The sequence below is a fragment of the Limnohabitans sp. T6-20 genome (assembly GCF_003063505.1).
GTDB lineage: Bacteria > Pseudomonadota > Gammaproteobacteria > Burkholderiales > Burkholderiaceae_C > Limnohabitans_A.
Genome location: NZ_NERW01000001.1, coordinates 60,670 through 75,771 on the forward strand (window position 1 = coordinate 60,670; position 15,102 = coordinate 75,771).

The 15,102-nt window shown below is 60.5% G+C and carries 14 protein-coding genes and 2 pseudogenes; 8 read left to right on the plus strand and 8 right to left on the minus strand.

Annotation, left to right across the window (positions count from 1 at the left end; all coding sequences use genetic code 11):
- Nucleotides 1–74 precede the first annotated feature (74 nt).
- Nucleotides 75–413, plus strand: a complete 339-nt coding sequence (locus B9Z33_RS00335; RefSeq protein WP_108285075.1) for a metalloregulator ArsR/SmtB family transcription factor — start codon at nucleotides 75–77, stop codon at nucleotides 411–413.
- Nucleotides 414–607: 194 nt separating this feature from the next.
- On the opposite strand, the gene B9Z33_RS00340 is transcribed toward B9Z33_RS00335, so the two are convergent.
- The 7 genes and pseudogenes from B9Z33_RS00340 to B9Z33_RS00365 form a co-directional block, all read right to left on the minus strand.
- Nucleotides 608–1,633 carry a sulfate ABC transporter substrate-binding protein gene (locus tag B9Z33_RS00340; RefSeq protein ID WP_108285076.1) on the minus strand — a complete coding sequence of 342 codons (1,026 nt, stop codon included), beginning with the start codon at nucleotides 1,631–1,633 and terminating at the stop codon, nucleotides 608–610.
- Nucleotides 1,634–1,761: 128 nt separating this feature from the next.
- Complete coding sequence (locus tag B9Z33_RS00345; protein ID WP_108286047.1) at nucleotides 1,762–2,463, minus strand: Crp/Fnr family transcriptional regulator; 702 nt, start codon at nucleotides 2,461–2,463, stop codon at nucleotides 1,762–1,764.
- Between the two features lie 78 nt (nucleotides 2,464–2,541).
- Nucleotides 2,542–2,868 carry a thiosulfate oxidation carrier complex protein SoxZ gene (gene soxZ / locus B9Z33_RS15655; RefSeq protein WP_255418201.1) on the minus strand — a complete coding sequence of 109 codons (327 nt, stop codon included), beginning with the start codon at nucleotides 2,866–2,868 and terminating at the stop codon, nucleotides 2,542–2,544.
- Nucleotides 2,869–2,907: 39 nt separating this feature from the next.
- Nucleotides 2,908–3,417, minus strand: a pseudogene (locus B9Z33_RS00350) (thiosulfate oxidation carrier protein SoxY); the annotation flags it as partial.
- Nucleotides 3,353–4,627, minus strand: a complete 1,275-nt coding sequence (locus B9Z33_RS00355; protein ID WP_108285077.1) for an FCSD flavin-binding domain-containing protein — start codon at nucleotides 4,625–4,627, stop codon at nucleotides 3,353–3,355. The pseudogene B9Z33_RS00350 and the gene B9Z33_RS00355, both read right to left, overlap by 65 nt.
- A gap of 12 nt (nucleotides 4,628–4,639) precedes the next feature.
- Nucleotides 4,640–4,951, minus strand: coding sequence for a class I cytochrome c (locus B9Z33_RS00360; RefSeq protein WP_108286048.1), 312 nt, complete (start codon nucleotides 4,949–4,951; stop codon nucleotides 4,640–4,642).
- A gap of 38 nt (nucleotides 4,952–4,989) precedes the next feature.
- Entirely contained in the window at nucleotides 4,990–5,322 is a 333-nt protein-coding gene (locus B9Z33_RS00365) for a metalloregulator ArsR/SmtB family transcription factor (RefSeq protein WP_108285078.1), read from the minus strand.
- Nucleotides 5,323–5,646: 324 nt separating this feature from the next.
- On the opposite strand from B9Z33_RS00365, the gene B9Z33_RS00375 reads away from it, so the two are divergent.
- Together B9Z33_RS00375 and B9Z33_RS00380 are read left to right on the plus strand one after the other, a co-directional pair.
- Nucleotides 5,647–7,161, plus strand: coding sequence for an acetyl-CoA hydrolase/transferase family protein (locus B9Z33_RS00375; protein WP_108285080.1), 1,515 nt, complete (start codon nucleotides 5,647–5,649; stop codon nucleotides 7,159–7,161).
- A gap of 34 nt (nucleotides 7,162–7,195) precedes the next feature.
- On the plus strand, nucleotides 7,196–8,134 hold the full coding sequence (locus tag B9Z33_RS00380) for an ion transporter (protein ID WP_108285081.1): 939 nt from the start codon (nucleotides 7,196–7,198) through the stop codon (nucleotides 8,132–8,134).
- A gap of 9 nt (nucleotides 8,135–8,143) precedes the next feature.
- Here the strand turns inward: B9Z33_RS00380 and B9Z33_RS00385 are convergent, their stop codons facing one another.
- Nucleotides 8,144–9,778, minus strand: a complete 1,635-nt coding sequence (locus B9Z33_RS00385; protein WP_108285082.1) for an iron ABC transporter permease — start codon at nucleotides 9,776–9,778, stop codon at nucleotides 8,144–8,146.
- Between the two features lie 138 nt (nucleotides 9,779–9,916).
- On the opposite strand from B9Z33_RS00385, the gene B9Z33_RS00390 reads away from it, so the two are divergent.
- The 5 genes and pseudogenes from B9Z33_RS00390 (at nucleotide 9,917) to coaE (ending at nucleotide 15,090) form a co-directional block, all read left to right on the plus strand.
- Nucleotides 9,917–11,092 carry an ABC transporter ATP-binding protein gene (locus tag B9Z33_RS00390; protein ID WP_233252679.1) on the plus strand — a complete coding sequence of 392 codons (1,176 nt, stop codon included), beginning with the start codon at nucleotides 9,917–9,919 and terminating at the stop codon, nucleotides 11,090–11,092.
- Nucleotides 11,093–11,208: 116 nt separating this feature from the next.
- Nucleotides 11,209–12,411 (plus strand): annotated as a pseudogene (locus B9Z33_RS00395) (GspE/PulE family protein); the annotation flags it as partial.
- Nucleotides 12,408–13,628: a type II secretion system F family protein gene (locus B9Z33_RS00400; protein WP_108285084.1), complete on the plus strand. Its 1,221-nt coding sequence runs from the start codon at nucleotides 12,408–12,410 to the stop codon at nucleotides 13,626–13,628. The pseudogene B9Z33_RS00395 and the gene B9Z33_RS00400, both read left to right, overlap by 4 nt.
- Nucleotide 13,629: 1 nt before the next feature.
- Nucleotides 13,630–14,469 (plus strand): A24 family peptidase, encoded by an 840-nt coding sequence (locus B9Z33_RS00405; protein ID WP_108285085.1) that lies wholly within the window; start codon nucleotides 13,630–13,632, stop codon nucleotides 14,467–14,469.
- A 3-nt stretch (nucleotides 14,470–14,472) separates the two neighbouring features.
- The gene (gene coaE, locus B9Z33_RS00410) at nucleotides 14,473–15,090 is read left to right on the plus strand and encodes a dephospho-CoA kinase (RefSeq protein ID WP_108285086.1); all 618 of its coding nucleotides are present in this window, start codon (nucleotides 14,473–14,475) and stop codon (nucleotides 15,088–15,090) included.
- Nucleotides 15,091–15,102: the final 12 nt, after the last annotated feature.

Sequence of the window (15,102 nt, forward strand, 5' to 3'; positions counted from 1 at the left end):
CGTAATTTACTTATTTAACTGATTAGCTAATTGGCAAATGATACAATAAAAAACAACATCAAGGCGAGCAACCCATGGAACAGTTACCCGAAGGCGCATTGACCGAAGTCGCGGCTTATTTCCAAGTACTGGCCGAGCCCACACGGCTGCAGATCCTCAACATACTGCGTTCAGGCGAGCGCAACGTGGGCGAGCTGGCCCAGATGTGCGGCTTCACCGCCGCCAACGTGTCACGCCACCTGGCCTTGATGACACAACAAGGTCTGGTCGAACGCGAAAGCCGAGGCACCAGCGCCTACTACCGCATCGCCGACCCTTCTGTCTTTGCCTTGTGTGACCTGGTCTGCGGCAACATCGCCCGCCAGATGGAAAAGTCCGCCGAGCGCCGGGCTGCGTTCACCTCCATACCCTGAGAAAAGAGGCTAAGCAAATAGGGCTCTGGTGTCGGTTGGCTAGCCCACGTTAAAGCTGCAGATGCCCTTGCTCGATCTCTTGTCAGAGAACACTCAACCCTAGATCATGAAGAGCCAAGAAAGACCCCCAAGCAATTGATCGCCTAAGAGCTTTCACTGGGCGATCAAGGATGAACTTGCTTCTTGAAGACAAATCATTTCTTGGTGTAAATCTGGTCAAAGCTACCGCCGTCGGCAAAGTGGGCTTTGTCGGCTTTTTCCCAGCCACCAAAGGCTTGCTCGATGGTGAACAGATTGAGCTTGGGGAACTGCTTGGCGTATTTGGCCTGGGCCTTGGGCGAGATGGGGCGGTAGAAGTTTTTGCCCGCAATGTCCTGGCCTTCGTCGGTGTAGAGGTATTCCAGATAGGCCTGTGCCACAGCGCGGGTGCCTTTGCGGTCCACATTTTTGTCAACCACGGTCACGGCTGGTTCGGCCAGGATGCTGATGGACGGGTAGACCACGTCGATCTTGCTGCCGAATTCTTTTTCCAGCAGGTTGGCTTCGTTTTCCCAGCTGATGAACACGTCACCCTGCGCACGCTGGGCAAAGGTGATCGACGAGCCACGGGCCCCGGTGTCGAGCACGGGCACGTTTTTGTAGAGTGCGGCCACAAAGTCTTTGGCTTTGGCTTCGTTGCCGTATTTGCGTTTGGCAAATTCCCAGGCAGCCAGGTAGTTCCAGCGCGCACCACCCGATGTTTTGGGGTTGGGCGTGATCACGCTGATGCCGGGCTTGACCAGGTCGTCCCAGTCGCGGATAGCCTTGGGGTTACCCGCACGCACCACCAGCACGATGGTCGAGGTGTAAGGCGAGCTGTTGTGCGGCAGGCGCTTTTGCCAGTCTTTGGGAATCAGGTTGCCGTTTTTGTGCAGGGCATCGGTGCCACCGGCCAGCGCCAGCGTGGCCACATCGGCGTCCAGCCCGTCAATGATGGAGCGGGCTTGCTTGCCCGAGCCGCCGTGCGATTGTTTGAAGGCCACGTCCTGGCCGGTTTTGGCTTTCCAGTGTTTGGCAAAGGCTTGGTTGAATTCGGCGTACAGCTCGCGGGTCGGGTCGTACGACACGTTGAGCAAGGACACGGGGGCTTGCGCTTGCGCACTCAGCGCGGTCAGGCCGATGGCGGCGAGGGCCAGGAAATGGAAGAAGCCGCGATAGATGAAATGGCGATGGGTTTTCATAAGGGTCCAGAAGATTCACATCAAAAGTTGATGGAATGGATTCTGGAAGCCAACCCTTAAAACTCAAACGACTGTTTTTTCATTTTCTAATGAGGCAAACATCTATCAGGTACCCACTCGCGCACCATTCAGCGGGACAACATCACTTCATTAAGGATTTCATAGCGTCGACCTTGCTTGTCACAGGGCTTGAGTGCGCCGTCGCGCACCAAGCTGCTGATCTCGCGGCTGACGGTTTCGAGTTTGATGTCGAGCATGGCGCCCATGTCGTCTCGCGCAAAGAACGAGGTGATGTGGGGCTGATCGGGGTCGCGCATTTTGAGGGCCAAGGCCGCCACACGTTGACGGGCCGATCCGAAGTTCAAATCGGCCAGCCAGTCATCGGCATCCCTGAGGGCCAGTTGCCACTTTTGCATCAAGCGCTTGTGCAAGCGTGGAGAGTTGGCCGACAGGTGGTGCAGCACCGTCAAGGGAATGCGACAGACACTGGCTTCGACCAGGGCGACGGCTTCGGTGTCGTAGCGCTCGGTGGCCAGCGCCTCCAAACCCACCACATCGCCTGGACGCAAGACACGCACAATGCGCTCACGACCATCGGCCGTCACGCGGACCAGTTTGACCATGCCTTTGCGCAAGGTGAACACGCCCAATGCCTTTTGTCCTTCGGTGTAGAGCTGCTCATCGGGTCCGAAAACCATGTCGTCGATGGGCGTGTGGATCTCACCAAAGTCTTGCTCGTTCAAGTCGGCAAACAACACCATGTCGCGAATGCCACAGTTGCGGCAGTCCGAGGTGCCTTGCCACGCCGAATCAATCTGGATGGGAATCATGGCTTTGAATTTAGCACGCCCATACTGCACACCACTGACAGGGGCCAAAGACACCGGCTCGTGGCCTGAGGGCTCAGATCAAACCAACAAAAGATCGTCAGTGCGCATGGCCCCTTTGTTGTCACGCCAGACGACCGAGAGTTTGTCGCCGGCTTTGGCTTTTTTGAGGGTGAACTGCAGATAAGGGTTGCGGGAGACGCCCGGCCCCCAATCGGCCGTGAGCAACGGTTTGCCATTGAGCTGGACAGCCACTTGGTCGATGTGCCAAGCGGGCACCTGTTTGCCTGCGGCATTTTTGCGCTGGCCAGACTCCATTTCGTGCGCCATGCGCATGCGGACCAAGGCCGAGTCACCCTGAATTTGTGCCCGTATGCGGGTGGGTTCGGTGGGGCGTTTGGCATCCACGTTGTCCGGCGTTTCAGAGACCGACCCGCAACTGCCCAACACCACCTTGACTTCTTTTTTGGCAAACAGGGCACGGCCATCGGCTGTGATCACCATCGCAAAGACCGCCGAGGTCTGGGCCATCTTGGTGTGCAAGGTCAGCGCGGCCTCCATCGCATCGCCAAGCTGAAAAACAGCGATCAAGGGCGTGGGATTCTTTTCAACGAACAAGACGATGCGCTCGACGCCGGGCAAAGAGGTGCTGATGTCCACCGGCACGGCTGCGCCGTTTTCGGCGTAGTCGAGGGTGTTCAGGCGCACATCGGCACTGGCTGCGACCGATTTGGCACCCAAGGCTTTGGCCACCTGCGCCAGGGTTTTACCCTCAAAAGCGGGCGATGTCGCCCACGCCAGCTGAGGCCATGCACCGCAGGCCAGCCACACGCCGCTGGCAGCGGCGCGCTCCAGCAGCCGGCGGCGCGTGGTGCTTGCAGGCATGGGCATGTCAGGCAAGGGTGTCGGCCCAGATGTTGCGCGCCCACGCCAGGGCATAGTGCGCTTCCAGCGCATTGGCCGCGCTCGACACACCGCCGGAGCCCGGCACCGTGAGCATGGTTTTCTGGGCGGCATCGTAGCGGTGAACGCTGGCCACGTGCACCACTTCTTCGGCACTCACAAAGCTGTAGCAAGTGTTGTTGTAGATCGGCAGCGTGTTGACCGCTTGGTCGGTGAGCAAAGCCACCACGGCCGCCGCGCAGGTCTTACCATGCTGGTTGGCCATGTGCCCCGACTTGGGCATGCCTGGCGCGATCTGGATCGAGTCGCCCAGCACGTGCACGTTTTTGGCGACTTTGGATTCAAAGGTCAGGAAGTCCACTTCGCACCAGCGTTTGTTGGCCGTGGCCAGACCTGCGTTGGCCGCCACATCACCGGCACGCATGCTGGGAATGACGTTGATCACGTCGGCCTTGATGTCGTCGTTGAACTCGAATTTCAAGGTGTTGGTGGCGGCATCGACATCGGTGACGTTGTGCTTGTTGCGGTATTCGACGATGCCTTTGTAACGCTCGGTCCAGGCCTTTTTGAACAGCGGGCCTTTGGACGTCACGTCGTCGTTGGCATCCAGAATCAGCACCTTGCTCTTGGGCTTGGCTTTGCTGAAGTAATCGGCCACCTGGCACGCACGCTCGTAAGGGCCAGGGGGGCAGCGGTAAGGCGCCAGCGGGATCGACATGGCGAACACACCACCGTCGGGCATGGCTTCGAGCTGCTTGCGCAGCGTCAGGGTCTGGGGCCCGGCCTTCCAGGCGTGCATGACCTTGTCTTTGGCACCGGGCTTGTTCATGCCGGGCAATGTTTCCCACATGAAGTCCACGCCGGGCGAGACGATCAGCCGGTCATAAGGCAACTCGACGCCGCCTGCGAGCTTGACGATGCGTTTGTCGGCATCGATGCTGCTGACACGGTCCTTGACGATCTGCACGCCATGGCGCTTGGTCAGGTTGTCATAGGGTGTGGTGATGTCGGCCATGGTCTTGCTGCCCCCGATGACCAGGTTGGAAATCGGGCAGGAAATGAAGGCGTCGTTGGGCTCGACCAAAGTGACCTGGATTTTTTGTTCAGACCACATGCGGATGTATTTGGCTGCCGTGGCACCCGAGTAACCGCCTCCGATGACCACCACTTTGGGGCCATGGCCCCCGCTTGCAGTGGCACAGCCCGAAACCAGGCCCATGGCCCCCAAAGCGGAGCCGGTTTGCAAAAAATGACGACGTTGCATGGCGGGGTGTCCTTATTTCTTTTGCGCTGCAAAGTAACCAGCGATGGCCGTGATCTGCTCGTCAGAGTAGCCCTTGGCCAACTGGTGCATGACGGTGGCTGCGGGCAAGCGGCCCGCTTTGAAATCGAGCATTTTCTGAACAATCACCTCTTGGGGTGTTCCGGCCAAGGCGATCATGCCCGGCTGGGCATGGCCCTGGGTACCGTGGCATGCGGCGCACGCAGCGGCCCAACTGCGCACTTGCAAGGGGTCGGCAGGCTGCGCTTGCGACAGGCCAGCGGCCGCCAGGGCGGTCACCGCCATCAGTATGTGTTGAAGTTTCATGGTTTCTCCTCGGGAAAAAATCACCGCTGGCAGCATTGTCATGCCAATTCGTCTGCCACCTGGCTGCACATGGCGCGACACAAAGTGACCACGCGCTCATTGACGATGCGGTAGTAGATTTGCACCCCTTCGCGGCGCTTGCCCAGTACACCCGCTTTGAACAGCGTGCTCAGGTGCTGCGACATGTTGGGCTGGGTGGTCTCGATTTCGGCCAGCAACTCGCCCACATTTTTCTCTCCATGGCACAAAGCGCTGATGATGCGCAGCCGCATGGGGGCCGACATGACGCGAAAAATCTCGGCCGTCTTTTCAAAGACCTGGCCAGATTCGGCCAATACGCCGCCTTGAATGGCTTGGGTTTTTTTGAACATGGGTCCTGTTTGAGTGGTTGTCGGTGGGCTGTTTGTTGACGGGGCAAATGGCGCTGGAAGCATTGGGCATGCCGGCGTGCGGGACGCCAATGCACAAAAACAGGGCCATTGGGTGCAGTCAACGCGGATTGTGGCGAGGTTCCCGCACCTTTCAAACCATTGATTTGTTGTTTGCATATGCACAAATCAAGATATGGACCGCCAAGCGGGACACGCCAGGCGAACACACCGAGGCCATTTTGAGGTGTATGTCTGTCCTGGCGCAAAGACACACCGGTGCCAGCGCTGCACACTTGCACGTTCTGTTGATCTGCTGAAACACCCATGCCACTTGCCGCCCGTATCCAGAATGCCGCCTTGCTTGCCAAAGTCATGACCGCCGAACAAGCGGCCGAATTGATCCCAGTCGGTGCCAATGTGGGCATGAGCGGCTTCACCGGCGCAGGCTACCCCAAGGCGGTGCCGCAAGCTTTGGCGGCACGGCTGGCGGCCTTGCATGCATCGGGGCAAACCGATGCCCGCATTGGCCTGTGGACCGGCGCCTCCACCGCCCCCGAGCTGGACGGCGCCTTGGCCAAAGCGCAAGGCATTGAGATGCGGCTGCCCTACCAGTCAGACCCGACTTGCCGCAAACTGATCAACGCCGGGCAAATGCTTTACACCGACATGCACCTCTCGCATGTGGCGCAAGCGGCATGGTTTGGCTTTCTGGGCAAGCTGGATGTGGCCGTGGTGGAGGTGGTGGGCATCTTGCCCGATGGGCGCTTGATCCCGTCCACCTCGGTGGGCAACAACAAGACCTGGCTGGACCAAGCGGACAAGGTCATTCTGGAAGTCAATCTGCACCAGGATCCGGCACTGGAGGGCATGCACGACATTTACTACGGCACGCAATTGCCGCCACACCGCTTGCCAATCCCCTTGGTCAAGGCCAGCGACCGGATAGGTCAAACCCATCTGCAGTGCGACCCCGCCAAAGTGATCGCGGTGGCGGTGACCGACCATGCCGACCGCAACGCTGCTTTTGACCCACCCAGCGAAGTGTCGTCACAGATCGCGGGGCACATCATTGACTTTCTGCAACACGAGGTGAAGTCGGGCCGCTTGCCCAAAGAACTGCTGCCGCTGCAGTCGGGTGTGGGCAACGTGGCCAATGCGGTGTTGGCCGGGCTGAACCAAGGCCCCTTTGAAAACCTGACCGCCTACACCGAGGTGCTGCAAGACGGCATGCTGGACATGCTGCGCTCGGGCAAGCTGGCCTTTGCATCGGCCACGGCCTTGTCGCTCAGCCCTGATGCTGCGGCCGAGTTCAAGGGCAACATCGATTTTTACCGCGAGCGCATCGTGCTGCGCTCACAAGAGATCAGCAACCATCCAGAACTGGTACGTCGCCTGGGCGTGATCGCCATGAACGCCATGATTGAAGCCGACATTTACGGCAACGTGAACTCCACCCACATCATGGGTTCGAGCATCATGAATGGCATTGGTGGCTCGGGCGACTTTGCACGCAATGCCTATTTGTCGATTTTCATGACGCCTTCCGTGGCCAAGGATGGCCAAATTTCGTGCATCGTGCCCATGGTTTCGCACCACGACCACACCGAACACGATGTGCAGGTGATCGTGAGCGAACAAGGCCTGGCCGACCTGCGCGGCCTGGCCCCCACACAACGCGCCCAACTGATCGTGGAGCGTTGCGCTCACCCTTCGTTTCGCCCGCAATTGCTGGACTACATGGCGCGCGCAAGGCACAGCGCTGCAGGGCTGCACACGCCCCACATGCTGGACGAAGCGCTGAGCTGGCACAGCCGTTACCTGAAGACAGGGCGCATGTGACATGGGGCCGGGATTTCTTGTCTAAGATCCCACCATGACCGCATCACACCCCCTCAGACACCGCTTGTTCCTGATTCTGGAACTCAAAGGCAACAAGGACAAAAAGACCGCCATGGTCTTTTCATGGCTGCTGACCTTGATGGTGCTGAGCAATGTGTTGGCCGTGATGCTGGAGTCGGTGCCCTCCATCGAAGCGCAGTACGCGCCTTTTCTAACGGTGTTTGATGCGATTTCTGTGGCCTTTTTCAGCACCGAATACCTGTTGCGAATCTGGACTGCCGCCGAAAAACGCCACCCCGGCAGGCCCACCGCTCTGCGCAGACGCATGGGCTACGTGCTGGGCTTTCATGGCCTGATCGACTTGATTGCCGTCTTGCCCTTTTTCTTGCAATCGTTTTTGCCTGGTCTGGATTTGCGGTTTTTGCGCGTGCTGCGGATCATGCGAATTTTGAAACTCTCGCATTACTCCACGGCGCTTGAAGACCTGATTGCATCGATTTACGCAGAAATCAGCTCCTTCATTTCGGCCCTGTACCTGCTGGCGTTGTCGATCCTGATCACGTCTTGCCTGATGTATTACGCCGAGCACCAGCTGCAACCAGACAAGTTTGGCACCATCCCCGATGCCATGTGGTGGTCGATCATCACCATCACCACGGTGGGCTATGGTGATGTCACGCCCATGTCGGGCTACGGCAAATTGATTGGGGCCTTGACCGCGCTTTCGGGGGTCTTCACGGTGGCTTTGCTGACCGGTATCGTCGCGTCGGCTTTCAGCACGCGGGTTCGCAGGCAAGAAATCGAGTTCACCACCGAGGTCGAAGAATTGATCAAGGATGGCCACATGAGCGCCAAAGAGCAACGGACCATCGAACACTTGCGTCAGGAATTCAGCATCACCGAAGACCATGCCCGGGCCATCATTCGGCAGATTCTGGAGGAACAGTCACTCTACGAGAAAAAGTCCCGCTGAAAACGGGCTTCAGGATTTGGGCTGTCGCAAGGTCCGGCTGAGCAGGATCACGGGAATCAGACCCACCAGCACCAGCGCCAGCGAAGGCAAGGCGGCCTCACCCAGGCGCTCGTCCCGGGCCAATTGGTAGGCCACGACGGCAAGGGTGTCGCTGTTGAAGGGGCGCAGCACCATGGTGGCGGGCAGCTCTTTCATCACGTCCACAAACACCAGCAGCATGGCGGCCAGGGTGGTTCGCTTGAGCAGCGGGGCATGCACACGGCGCATCAGGCCCCAACCGGTCACGCCCAGCATGCGGGCCGAATCGTCCAGGCTGGCCGGAATGCGCGCATAACCACTTTGCACCGACTGCAATGCCACGGCACAAAAGCGCACCAGATAAGCCCAGACCAAACCCAATGACGTGGCCGTGATCCAGGCTCCGGCCGACGATGCGGGCCAAGTCTGCTGAATCCAGCCCACGGGCAAAAGCAAGCCGACCACCACCACCGCACCGGGAATGGCATAACCCAAGCCAACCAGCTGAATGGCCCCCTGGCTGATGCGGTCGGCCCGGGTGCGCACGCTGAAAGCCAGCGCCATCGCCACACCCACCGCCAGCAAGGCGGTCACCGCGCCCAAACGCAAACTGGTCAGGGCCCATTGGGCAAAACGGTCCCAGGGCAAATCGGTCGTCTCAGCCACCAAGGCCCGCAACATGATGAGCACGGGCAACACAAAGCCCAGCAGCACCGGCAAGCTGCACACCCCCCAGGCCATGACGCGACGCGCGCCCTGCAGCGCCACCGGTTGTGCCTCGGCGGAGCCTTGGCGGGAACCACGCCCCTGGTTGAAGCGCATGCGTTTTTGAGCCCGCTGCTCCAGCTGAAGCAACACCACCACCACCGCCAACAGCACCGTGGCCAGTTGCGCTGCGGCAATGCGGTTGTCCATGGACAGCCAGGCTTTGTAGATACCGGCCGTGAAAGTCTGGATGCCGAAGTAACTGGACACGCCGAAGTCGGCCAGGGTTTCCATCAGCGCCAACGCCACCCCGGCCGCCACCGCAGGCCGAGCCAAAGGCAAAGCGATCTCGCGAATGCGACGCGACAAGGGAGCGCCCAGCAAGCGGGCAGCTTCCATCAGGCCCGAGGCGCGTTCCACCAGGGCGGTGCGGGCCAGCAAATACACGTAAGGGTAGAGCGCCAGAGTGAACACCAGCGCCGCCCCCCAGACACTGCGCACATCGGGCCACAGGCTGCCCTTGAGCCCCAACCAGGCCCGCAAGCCCATTTGAAGCGGGCCGCTGTATTGCAAAAAGTCGGTGTAGGCATAAGCCACCACATAAGCGGGCATGGCCAGTGGCAAGAGCAGCAGCCATTCAAAAACACCGCGCCCCGGAAAGTCAAACAGCGTGACCAGGGCCGCCGTGGCCAGGCCCAGGACCGTGACCCCCACGGCTACCATCAGGCAAAGGCCCAAGGTGGTGAGTGCGTAATCGGGCAGCACGGTGCGCCCCATCTCCAGCAAAATGTCGGTGCTTTGCGGGCTCCATTGCAACCAGGAGCCGAGCACGGCCAAAACCGGCAAGGCCAAAGCCAGCGCCAGCAAGGCATAAAGCAGCGAAGAAAGACCCGACAAACGTCGGGCCAGGGTGTGCAGCATCAAAACAGGCCCATCAGAGGAAGGGCTTATTGTAGGAGCCCATACCCAGCAACGAATGGGGGCCGCTGCCCGGACAGGCCAGCGCTTGCAGTCCCCCTCTCCGACAGGGCTCTGTGCAACCTGCCTACAATCAAGCCCATGTTTTTAGAGCTTCGCCAACTGGACATTCAATACCCAGGCAGCCCAACGCCCGCCGTGCGCGGGGTGAACCTGGGCCTGCGTGCGGGCGACATTGGCGTGCTGATCGGTCCCTCGGGCTGCGGAAAGACCACGCTGCTGCGTGCCGTGGCCGGACTGGAGCCCGTTTCGGGCGGCAAAATCCTGCTGTCTGGCCGCGTGGTCAGCGAGGCGGGGCACACCGAGCCTGCAGAAAGCCGCCGCATTGGCATGGTGTTTCAGGATTACGCCCTTTTCCCGCACATGGATGTGGGCCGCAATGTGGGCTTTGGCCTGAACCACCTGCCCAAAGCTCAACGCCAGCAACGCGTCACCGATGTGCTGGAGCTCGTTGGACTGGGCGGCTCAGAAAAACGCTTTCCGCACGAACTGTCGGGTGGCCAGCAGCAACGCGTGGCGCTGGCCCGCGCCCTGGCCCCCAAGCCCGACCTGCTGCTGCTGGACGAGCCGTTTTCCAACCTTGACATCGACCTGCGTGAGCGCCTGGCCCACGAGGTGCGCAACATTCTGAAAGCCGCCAACGCCACCGCCTTGCTGGTCACGCACGACCAGCTCGAAGCCTTTGCCATTGGCGATGTGATCGGTGTGATGAACGAAGGCCAGCTGCACCAGTGGGACGATGCCTACAGCCTCTACCACCGGCCAGCCACCCGCTTTGTGGCGGACTTCATTGGCCATGGTGTGTTCACGCCCGCCACGCTGCGTGAGGTGGACGGGCACATCCTGGTCAGCACCCCTGTGGGCGAGCTGCGCGATGTGGCCGAATGCCCTCTGCCCTGTGCGTTTGAAGGTGGCCTGTGCGATGTGCTGCTGCGCGCCGACGACATCGTGCACGATGACCACGCGCCAGTGAAAGCCGAGATCATCCGCAAGGCGTTCAGGGGTTCCGAATTTTTGTACACCCTGCGTCTGGCCAGCGGCGAGCTGCTGATGGCCCACGTCCCCAGCCACCACGACCACAAGCTGGGCGAGTGGATCGGCATCCGGGCCGAGGTGGACCATGTGGTCACATTCAACCGTGCGTGCCCGCTGCAAAACCGCGAGCTGTGCCAGATGCCCTGCGCACAAAGCGGCGGCAACAGTTGCGGGCAAGTCATGCAAGGCCCCACACCCAAGGCCAGCCACGCCAGCGATTGATCCCGCCGCCGGCTGACGGCTTTCGACTGCCGCATTTACAAACTGGCAAAGGCGGCTCATGATGCGTTTTCAAAAGAAAACAAAATCATTCAGGGGACGCCATGCTGGACAACGCCAACAACCGATCCAAGTTCGGTGCCGTCGATGACGCGCCCGTTGTCAGTTTGGTCCAGCAACTGCTGGAACAGGCCGTGGCGCTCAAAGCCTCTGACCTGCACTTTGAGCCCTACGAACACCACTACCGGGTGCGCATGCGCATTGACGGCGAGTTGCGCGAAATGGCCACCCCGGCCATGGCACTCAAAGACCGGTTATCGTCACGCATCAAGGTGCTTTCACGGCTCGACATCGCAGAAAAACGCCTGCCGCAAGACGGGCGCATGAAGCTGCTGCTGCAAAGCGGGCGCGAGCTGGATTTGCGGGTGAGCACCTTGCCGACCTTGTTTGGCGAAAAACTGGTGATTCGGGTGCTGGACTCGGCGCAGGCCCAACTCGACCTGAACCGGCTGGGTTATGAACCCGAAGACCTGGCACGCCTGGTCGAAGCGATTCATCGACCCCACGGCATGGTGTTGGTGACCGGGCCCACGGGCTCAGGCAAAACGCAATCGCTTTACGCTTGCCTGAACCTGCTCAACACGGCCGAAGTGAACATCGCCACGGTGGAAGACCCTTGCGAAATCCAGCTACAAGGCATCAACCAGGTGAATGTGCAGGACAAACCCGGCCTGACATTTGCCATCGCTTTGCGTGCCTTTTTGCGGCAAGACCCGGACATCCTGATGGTGGGTGAGGTGAGGGATCTGGAAACGGCCAACATCGCTATCCAGGCAGCTCAAACGGGCCATCTGGTGTTGTCCACCCTGCACACCAACGACGCGCCCAGCACCTTGGTTCGTTTGCGCAACATGGGCACGGCCTCCTACAACATTGCGGCCAGCGTGACGCTGATCACGGCCCAGCGGCTGGTGCGCTGTCTGTGCCCTTTGTGCAAAAAGAGCGTGTCTTTGTCGTCAGAGGTTTTGCTGAAAGCCGGACTGCCTGCCGCCTTGCTGACCGCCGACACGGCTCAGGCGTTCTCGCCCGTGGGTTGTGCACATTGCCACAAAGGGTTTGCAGGACGAACGGGCATTTTTCAGGTCATGCCTGTGAGCGCAGAAATGCAAGACCTGATCTTGCGCGATGCAGGCCAACAGGAATTGGCCCAACAGGCACAGCGAGAGGGGGTGGGCACTTTGCGGCTGGCGGGCCTGCGTAAAGTGCTGCAAGGCATCACCTCGCTCGATGAAGTCCTGGCCAACACACGGGTTGGCGCATGAGCCAGCCCCACACCCAGCGCCAGCGTCAGCCGATGGCCTTTGCATGGCAAGGGCGTGACGACCAAGGCCGCCCAGCGCAAGGCCGGCTGAGTGCCCACGATGTCGGCTTGGCTCGCGCCCAGCTGCGCAGGCAAGGCATACAGCAGGTGCGACTACAGCGCCTGTGGTGGGATCACTCAGCCCGTGTGCGACCACGCGATCTGTCGCTCATGACACGCCAGCTGGCGGCACTCCTGCGTGCAGGTGTACCCCTGTTGCAATCGCTGGACATGCTGTTGCGCAGTCTGCCTTCTGCAGCACTGGTGGACATCGTGCATCAGGTGCGAAACGATGTCGTTTCCGGCACGGCTTTGCATGAGGCCTTGGCCCGGCACCCCACCCTCTTCACAGGGCTGTACATCAGCATGGTGCAAGCCGGCGAGTCGGCAGGCATTCTGGACACCATGATGGAGCGCTTGGCACACACCCTTGAAAAAAACGAAACCTTGCGCTCGCGTGTGCGTTCTGCGCTGATCTACCCCTGCGCGGTGATGGCGGTGGCCACCGCGGTCCTGGTGCTGATTCTGGTGTTTGTTGTGCCGGTGTTCGAGGATGTGTTCAAGTCCTTCGGTGCCGATTTGCCCTGGGCCACACAGATGGTGGTGGCCCTGAGCGATGGCTTGAGCGCTTCAGGGCCCATGGCGGTGCTGGGGGTTTTGTTGTGCCTCTGGCTGTGGCAAAGACCTCCAAGTGCGCAAGCCCAACTCCAAGTCACCCGAGACCGCTGGTTGCTCAAGTTGCCCCTGCTGGGATCACTGATCGGCACGGCGGTGGTGGCGCGCTGGGCCCAAACCTTGTCGGCCTTGCTGGCAGCCGGCGTGCCCTTGGCAGAAGCCTTGGGGCCTGTGGCCCAGGCTTGCGATCACGCTGTTTTTGCGCGGGTGACTTTGCAACTGCAACGGCAAGTGGCACAAGGCAGCCGCTTGAGCGAGGCCATGGGCCAAACGGGCCGTTTCCCACCCATGATCGTGCAGCTGTGCGCCACGGGCGAGGAGACCGGTGCCATGGACAATTTGCTGGCACGGGCGGGAGGGCTGATGGAAACCGAGCTGGATGACCGGGTGAACGGTCTGTCGAGTTTGCTGGAACCTTTGATCATTGTGGTGCTGGGCGGCTTGATTGGCGGTATTCTTGTGGCCATGTATTTGCCAATTTTTCGCTTGGGTCAGGTTTTCTAAGATGTTCACCGATGCATTCGCTTGGGGCGGTGTCGCCCTGCTGGGTCTGGTGGTGGGCAGTTTCCTGAACGTGGTCATTCACCGCCTGCCCCGCATGCTGGAGGCCCAATGGGCCGAGGCGCTGCACGAACAAGTGCCCGACAGCCCACCCCACCAGCCAAAACCTCAGCCCTACAACATCGCCACGCCAGGCTCGCACTGCCCCCACTGTGACCATGCCCTGCCGTGGGCCGAAAAAATCCCCGTGCTCAGCTATCTGGTGCTCAAGGGGCGCTGCCGCCAATGCCATGCCCCGATTGGCTGGCGCTACCCGGCGATCGAACTGCTGACCGCCGCCCTTTTTGTCTGGAGTTTTTCAAGGTATGGCCTCAGCGTGCAAGCTTTGGCCTGGGCCGGTTTTGCGGCCGCCTTGGTGACCTTGGCCGCCATCGACGCCGACACCACGCTGCTGCCCGACGCCATCACCCAACCATTGGTGTGGTCGGGTTTGTTGGCGGCGAGCCTGGACCTCAGCGCCGTGGGCTTGTCCACGGCCTTGTGGGGGGCCGTGGTGGGTTACCTCTTTTTGTGGGCTGTTTATTGGTTGTTCAAATGGGTCACCGGCAAAGAGGGCATGGGCCAAGGCGACTTCAAACTGCTGGCGGCACTGGGTGCCTGGCTGGGCTGGCCCGCTTTGTTGTCGGTGGTGCTGATGGCATCCCTGACGGGTGTCGCTGGGGGGTTGTGGCTGCGTGTGCGCCAGCGCCTGGCCGAAGACGGCTATATTCCGTTTGGTCCCTTTTTGGCCTTGGCGGGTTTGTGGGTCATGGCCTTTGGCCCCCTGCCCGTCTTGCCTGTTTAAACCATGAACCATCAGCGTATTTGGCGCATCGGCTTGACCGGTGGCATTGGCAGCGGCAAAAGCACAGTGGCAGGCCTGTTGGCGGCCCGCGGCGCAGCCGTGATCGACGCTGACGCGATTTCGCGCAGCGTGACGGCACCGGGTGGACGCGCCATGGCCAGCATTGCCCAAGTCTTTGGGCCCCAAATGGTCGATGCCGATGGCGCCATGAACCGACAGGCCATGCGCGAGCGGGTCTTTCAAAATCCGGAGACCAAAAAGCAACTGGAGGCCATCATCCATCCCTTGGTGAGCCTCATCACGGCTGAACAGGCACAGGCCGCCTTGCAAAAAGGCCAGCGCTGCCTCGTGTTCGATGTGCCCCTGCTGGTGGAATCGGGCGAGCGCTGGCGTCGACAGGTCGACCGGGTGGTGGTGGTCGATTGCGATGCCGACACGCAGCGCCAACGGGTCATGGCCCGAAGTGGCTTGGCGGCCGAAGAAATTGACCGCATCATCGCCTTGCAAGCCTCCCGAGCGCAACGCCTGGCCTGTGCCGATGTGGTGATCTTCAATCAAGGCCTGAGTCTGGCCGAATTAGAGGGCCAGGTGGCCCAAGTGGCTGCTGACTTCGGGCTATGATGGCGGCACTGG

What these genes read in the sequence shown, in the direction of transcription:
- B9Z33_RS00335 (WP_108285075.1), top strand. Translation starts at nt 75, where the DNA reads ATGGAACAGTTACCCGAAGGCGCATTGACCGAAGTCGCGGCTTATTTC.
- B9Z33_RS00340 (WP_108285076.1), bottom strand. Translation starts at nt 1,633, where the DNA reads ATGAAAACCCATCGCCATTTCATCTATCGCGGCTTCTTCCATTTCCTG.
- B9Z33_RS00345 (WP_108286047.1), bottom strand. Translation starts at nt 2,463, where the DNA reads ATGATTCCCATCCAGATTGATTCGGCGTGGCAAGGCACCTCGGACTGC.
- B9Z33_RS00355 (WP_108285077.1), bottom strand. Translation starts at nt 4,627, where the DNA reads ATGCAACGTCGTCATTTTTTGCAAACCGGCTCCGCTTTGGGGGCCATG.
- B9Z33_RS00360 (WP_108286048.1), bottom strand. Translation starts at nt 4,951, where the DNA reads ATGAAACTTCAACACATACTGATGGCGGTGACCGCCCTGGCGGCCGCT.
- B9Z33_RS00365 (WP_108285078.1), bottom strand. Translation starts at nt 5,322, where the DNA reads ATGTTCAAAAAAACCCAAGCCATTCAAGGCGGCGTATTGGCCGAATCT.
- B9Z33_RS00375 (WP_108285080.1), top strand. Translation starts at nt 5,647, where the DNA reads ATGCCACTTGCCGCCCGTATCCAGAATGCCGCCTTGCTTGCCAAAGTC.
- B9Z33_RS00380 (WP_108285081.1), top strand. Translation starts at nt 7,196, where the DNA reads ATGACCGCATCACACCCCCTCAGACACCGCTTGTTCCTGATTCTGGAA.
- B9Z33_RS00385 (WP_108285082.1), bottom strand. Translation starts at nt 9,778, where the DNA reads ATGCTGCACACCCTGGCCCGACGTTTGTCGGGTCTTTCTTCGCTGCTT.
- B9Z33_RS00390 (WP_233252679.1), top strand. Translation starts at nt 9,917, where the DNA reads ATGTTTTTAGAGCTTCGCCAACTGGACATTCAATACCCAGGCAGCCCA.
- B9Z33_RS00400 (WP_108285084.1), top strand. Translation starts at nt 12,408, where the DNA reads ATGAGCCAGCCCCACACCCAGCGCCAGCGTCAGCCGATGGCCTTTGCA.
- B9Z33_RS00405 (WP_108285085.1), top strand. Translation starts at nt 13,630, where the DNA reads ATGTTCACCGATGCATTCGCTTGGGGCGGTGTCGCCCTGCTGGGTCTG.
- coaE (WP_108285086.1), top strand. Translation starts at nt 14,473, where the DNA reads ATGAACCATCAGCGTATTTGGCGCATCGGCTTGACCGGTGGCATTGGC.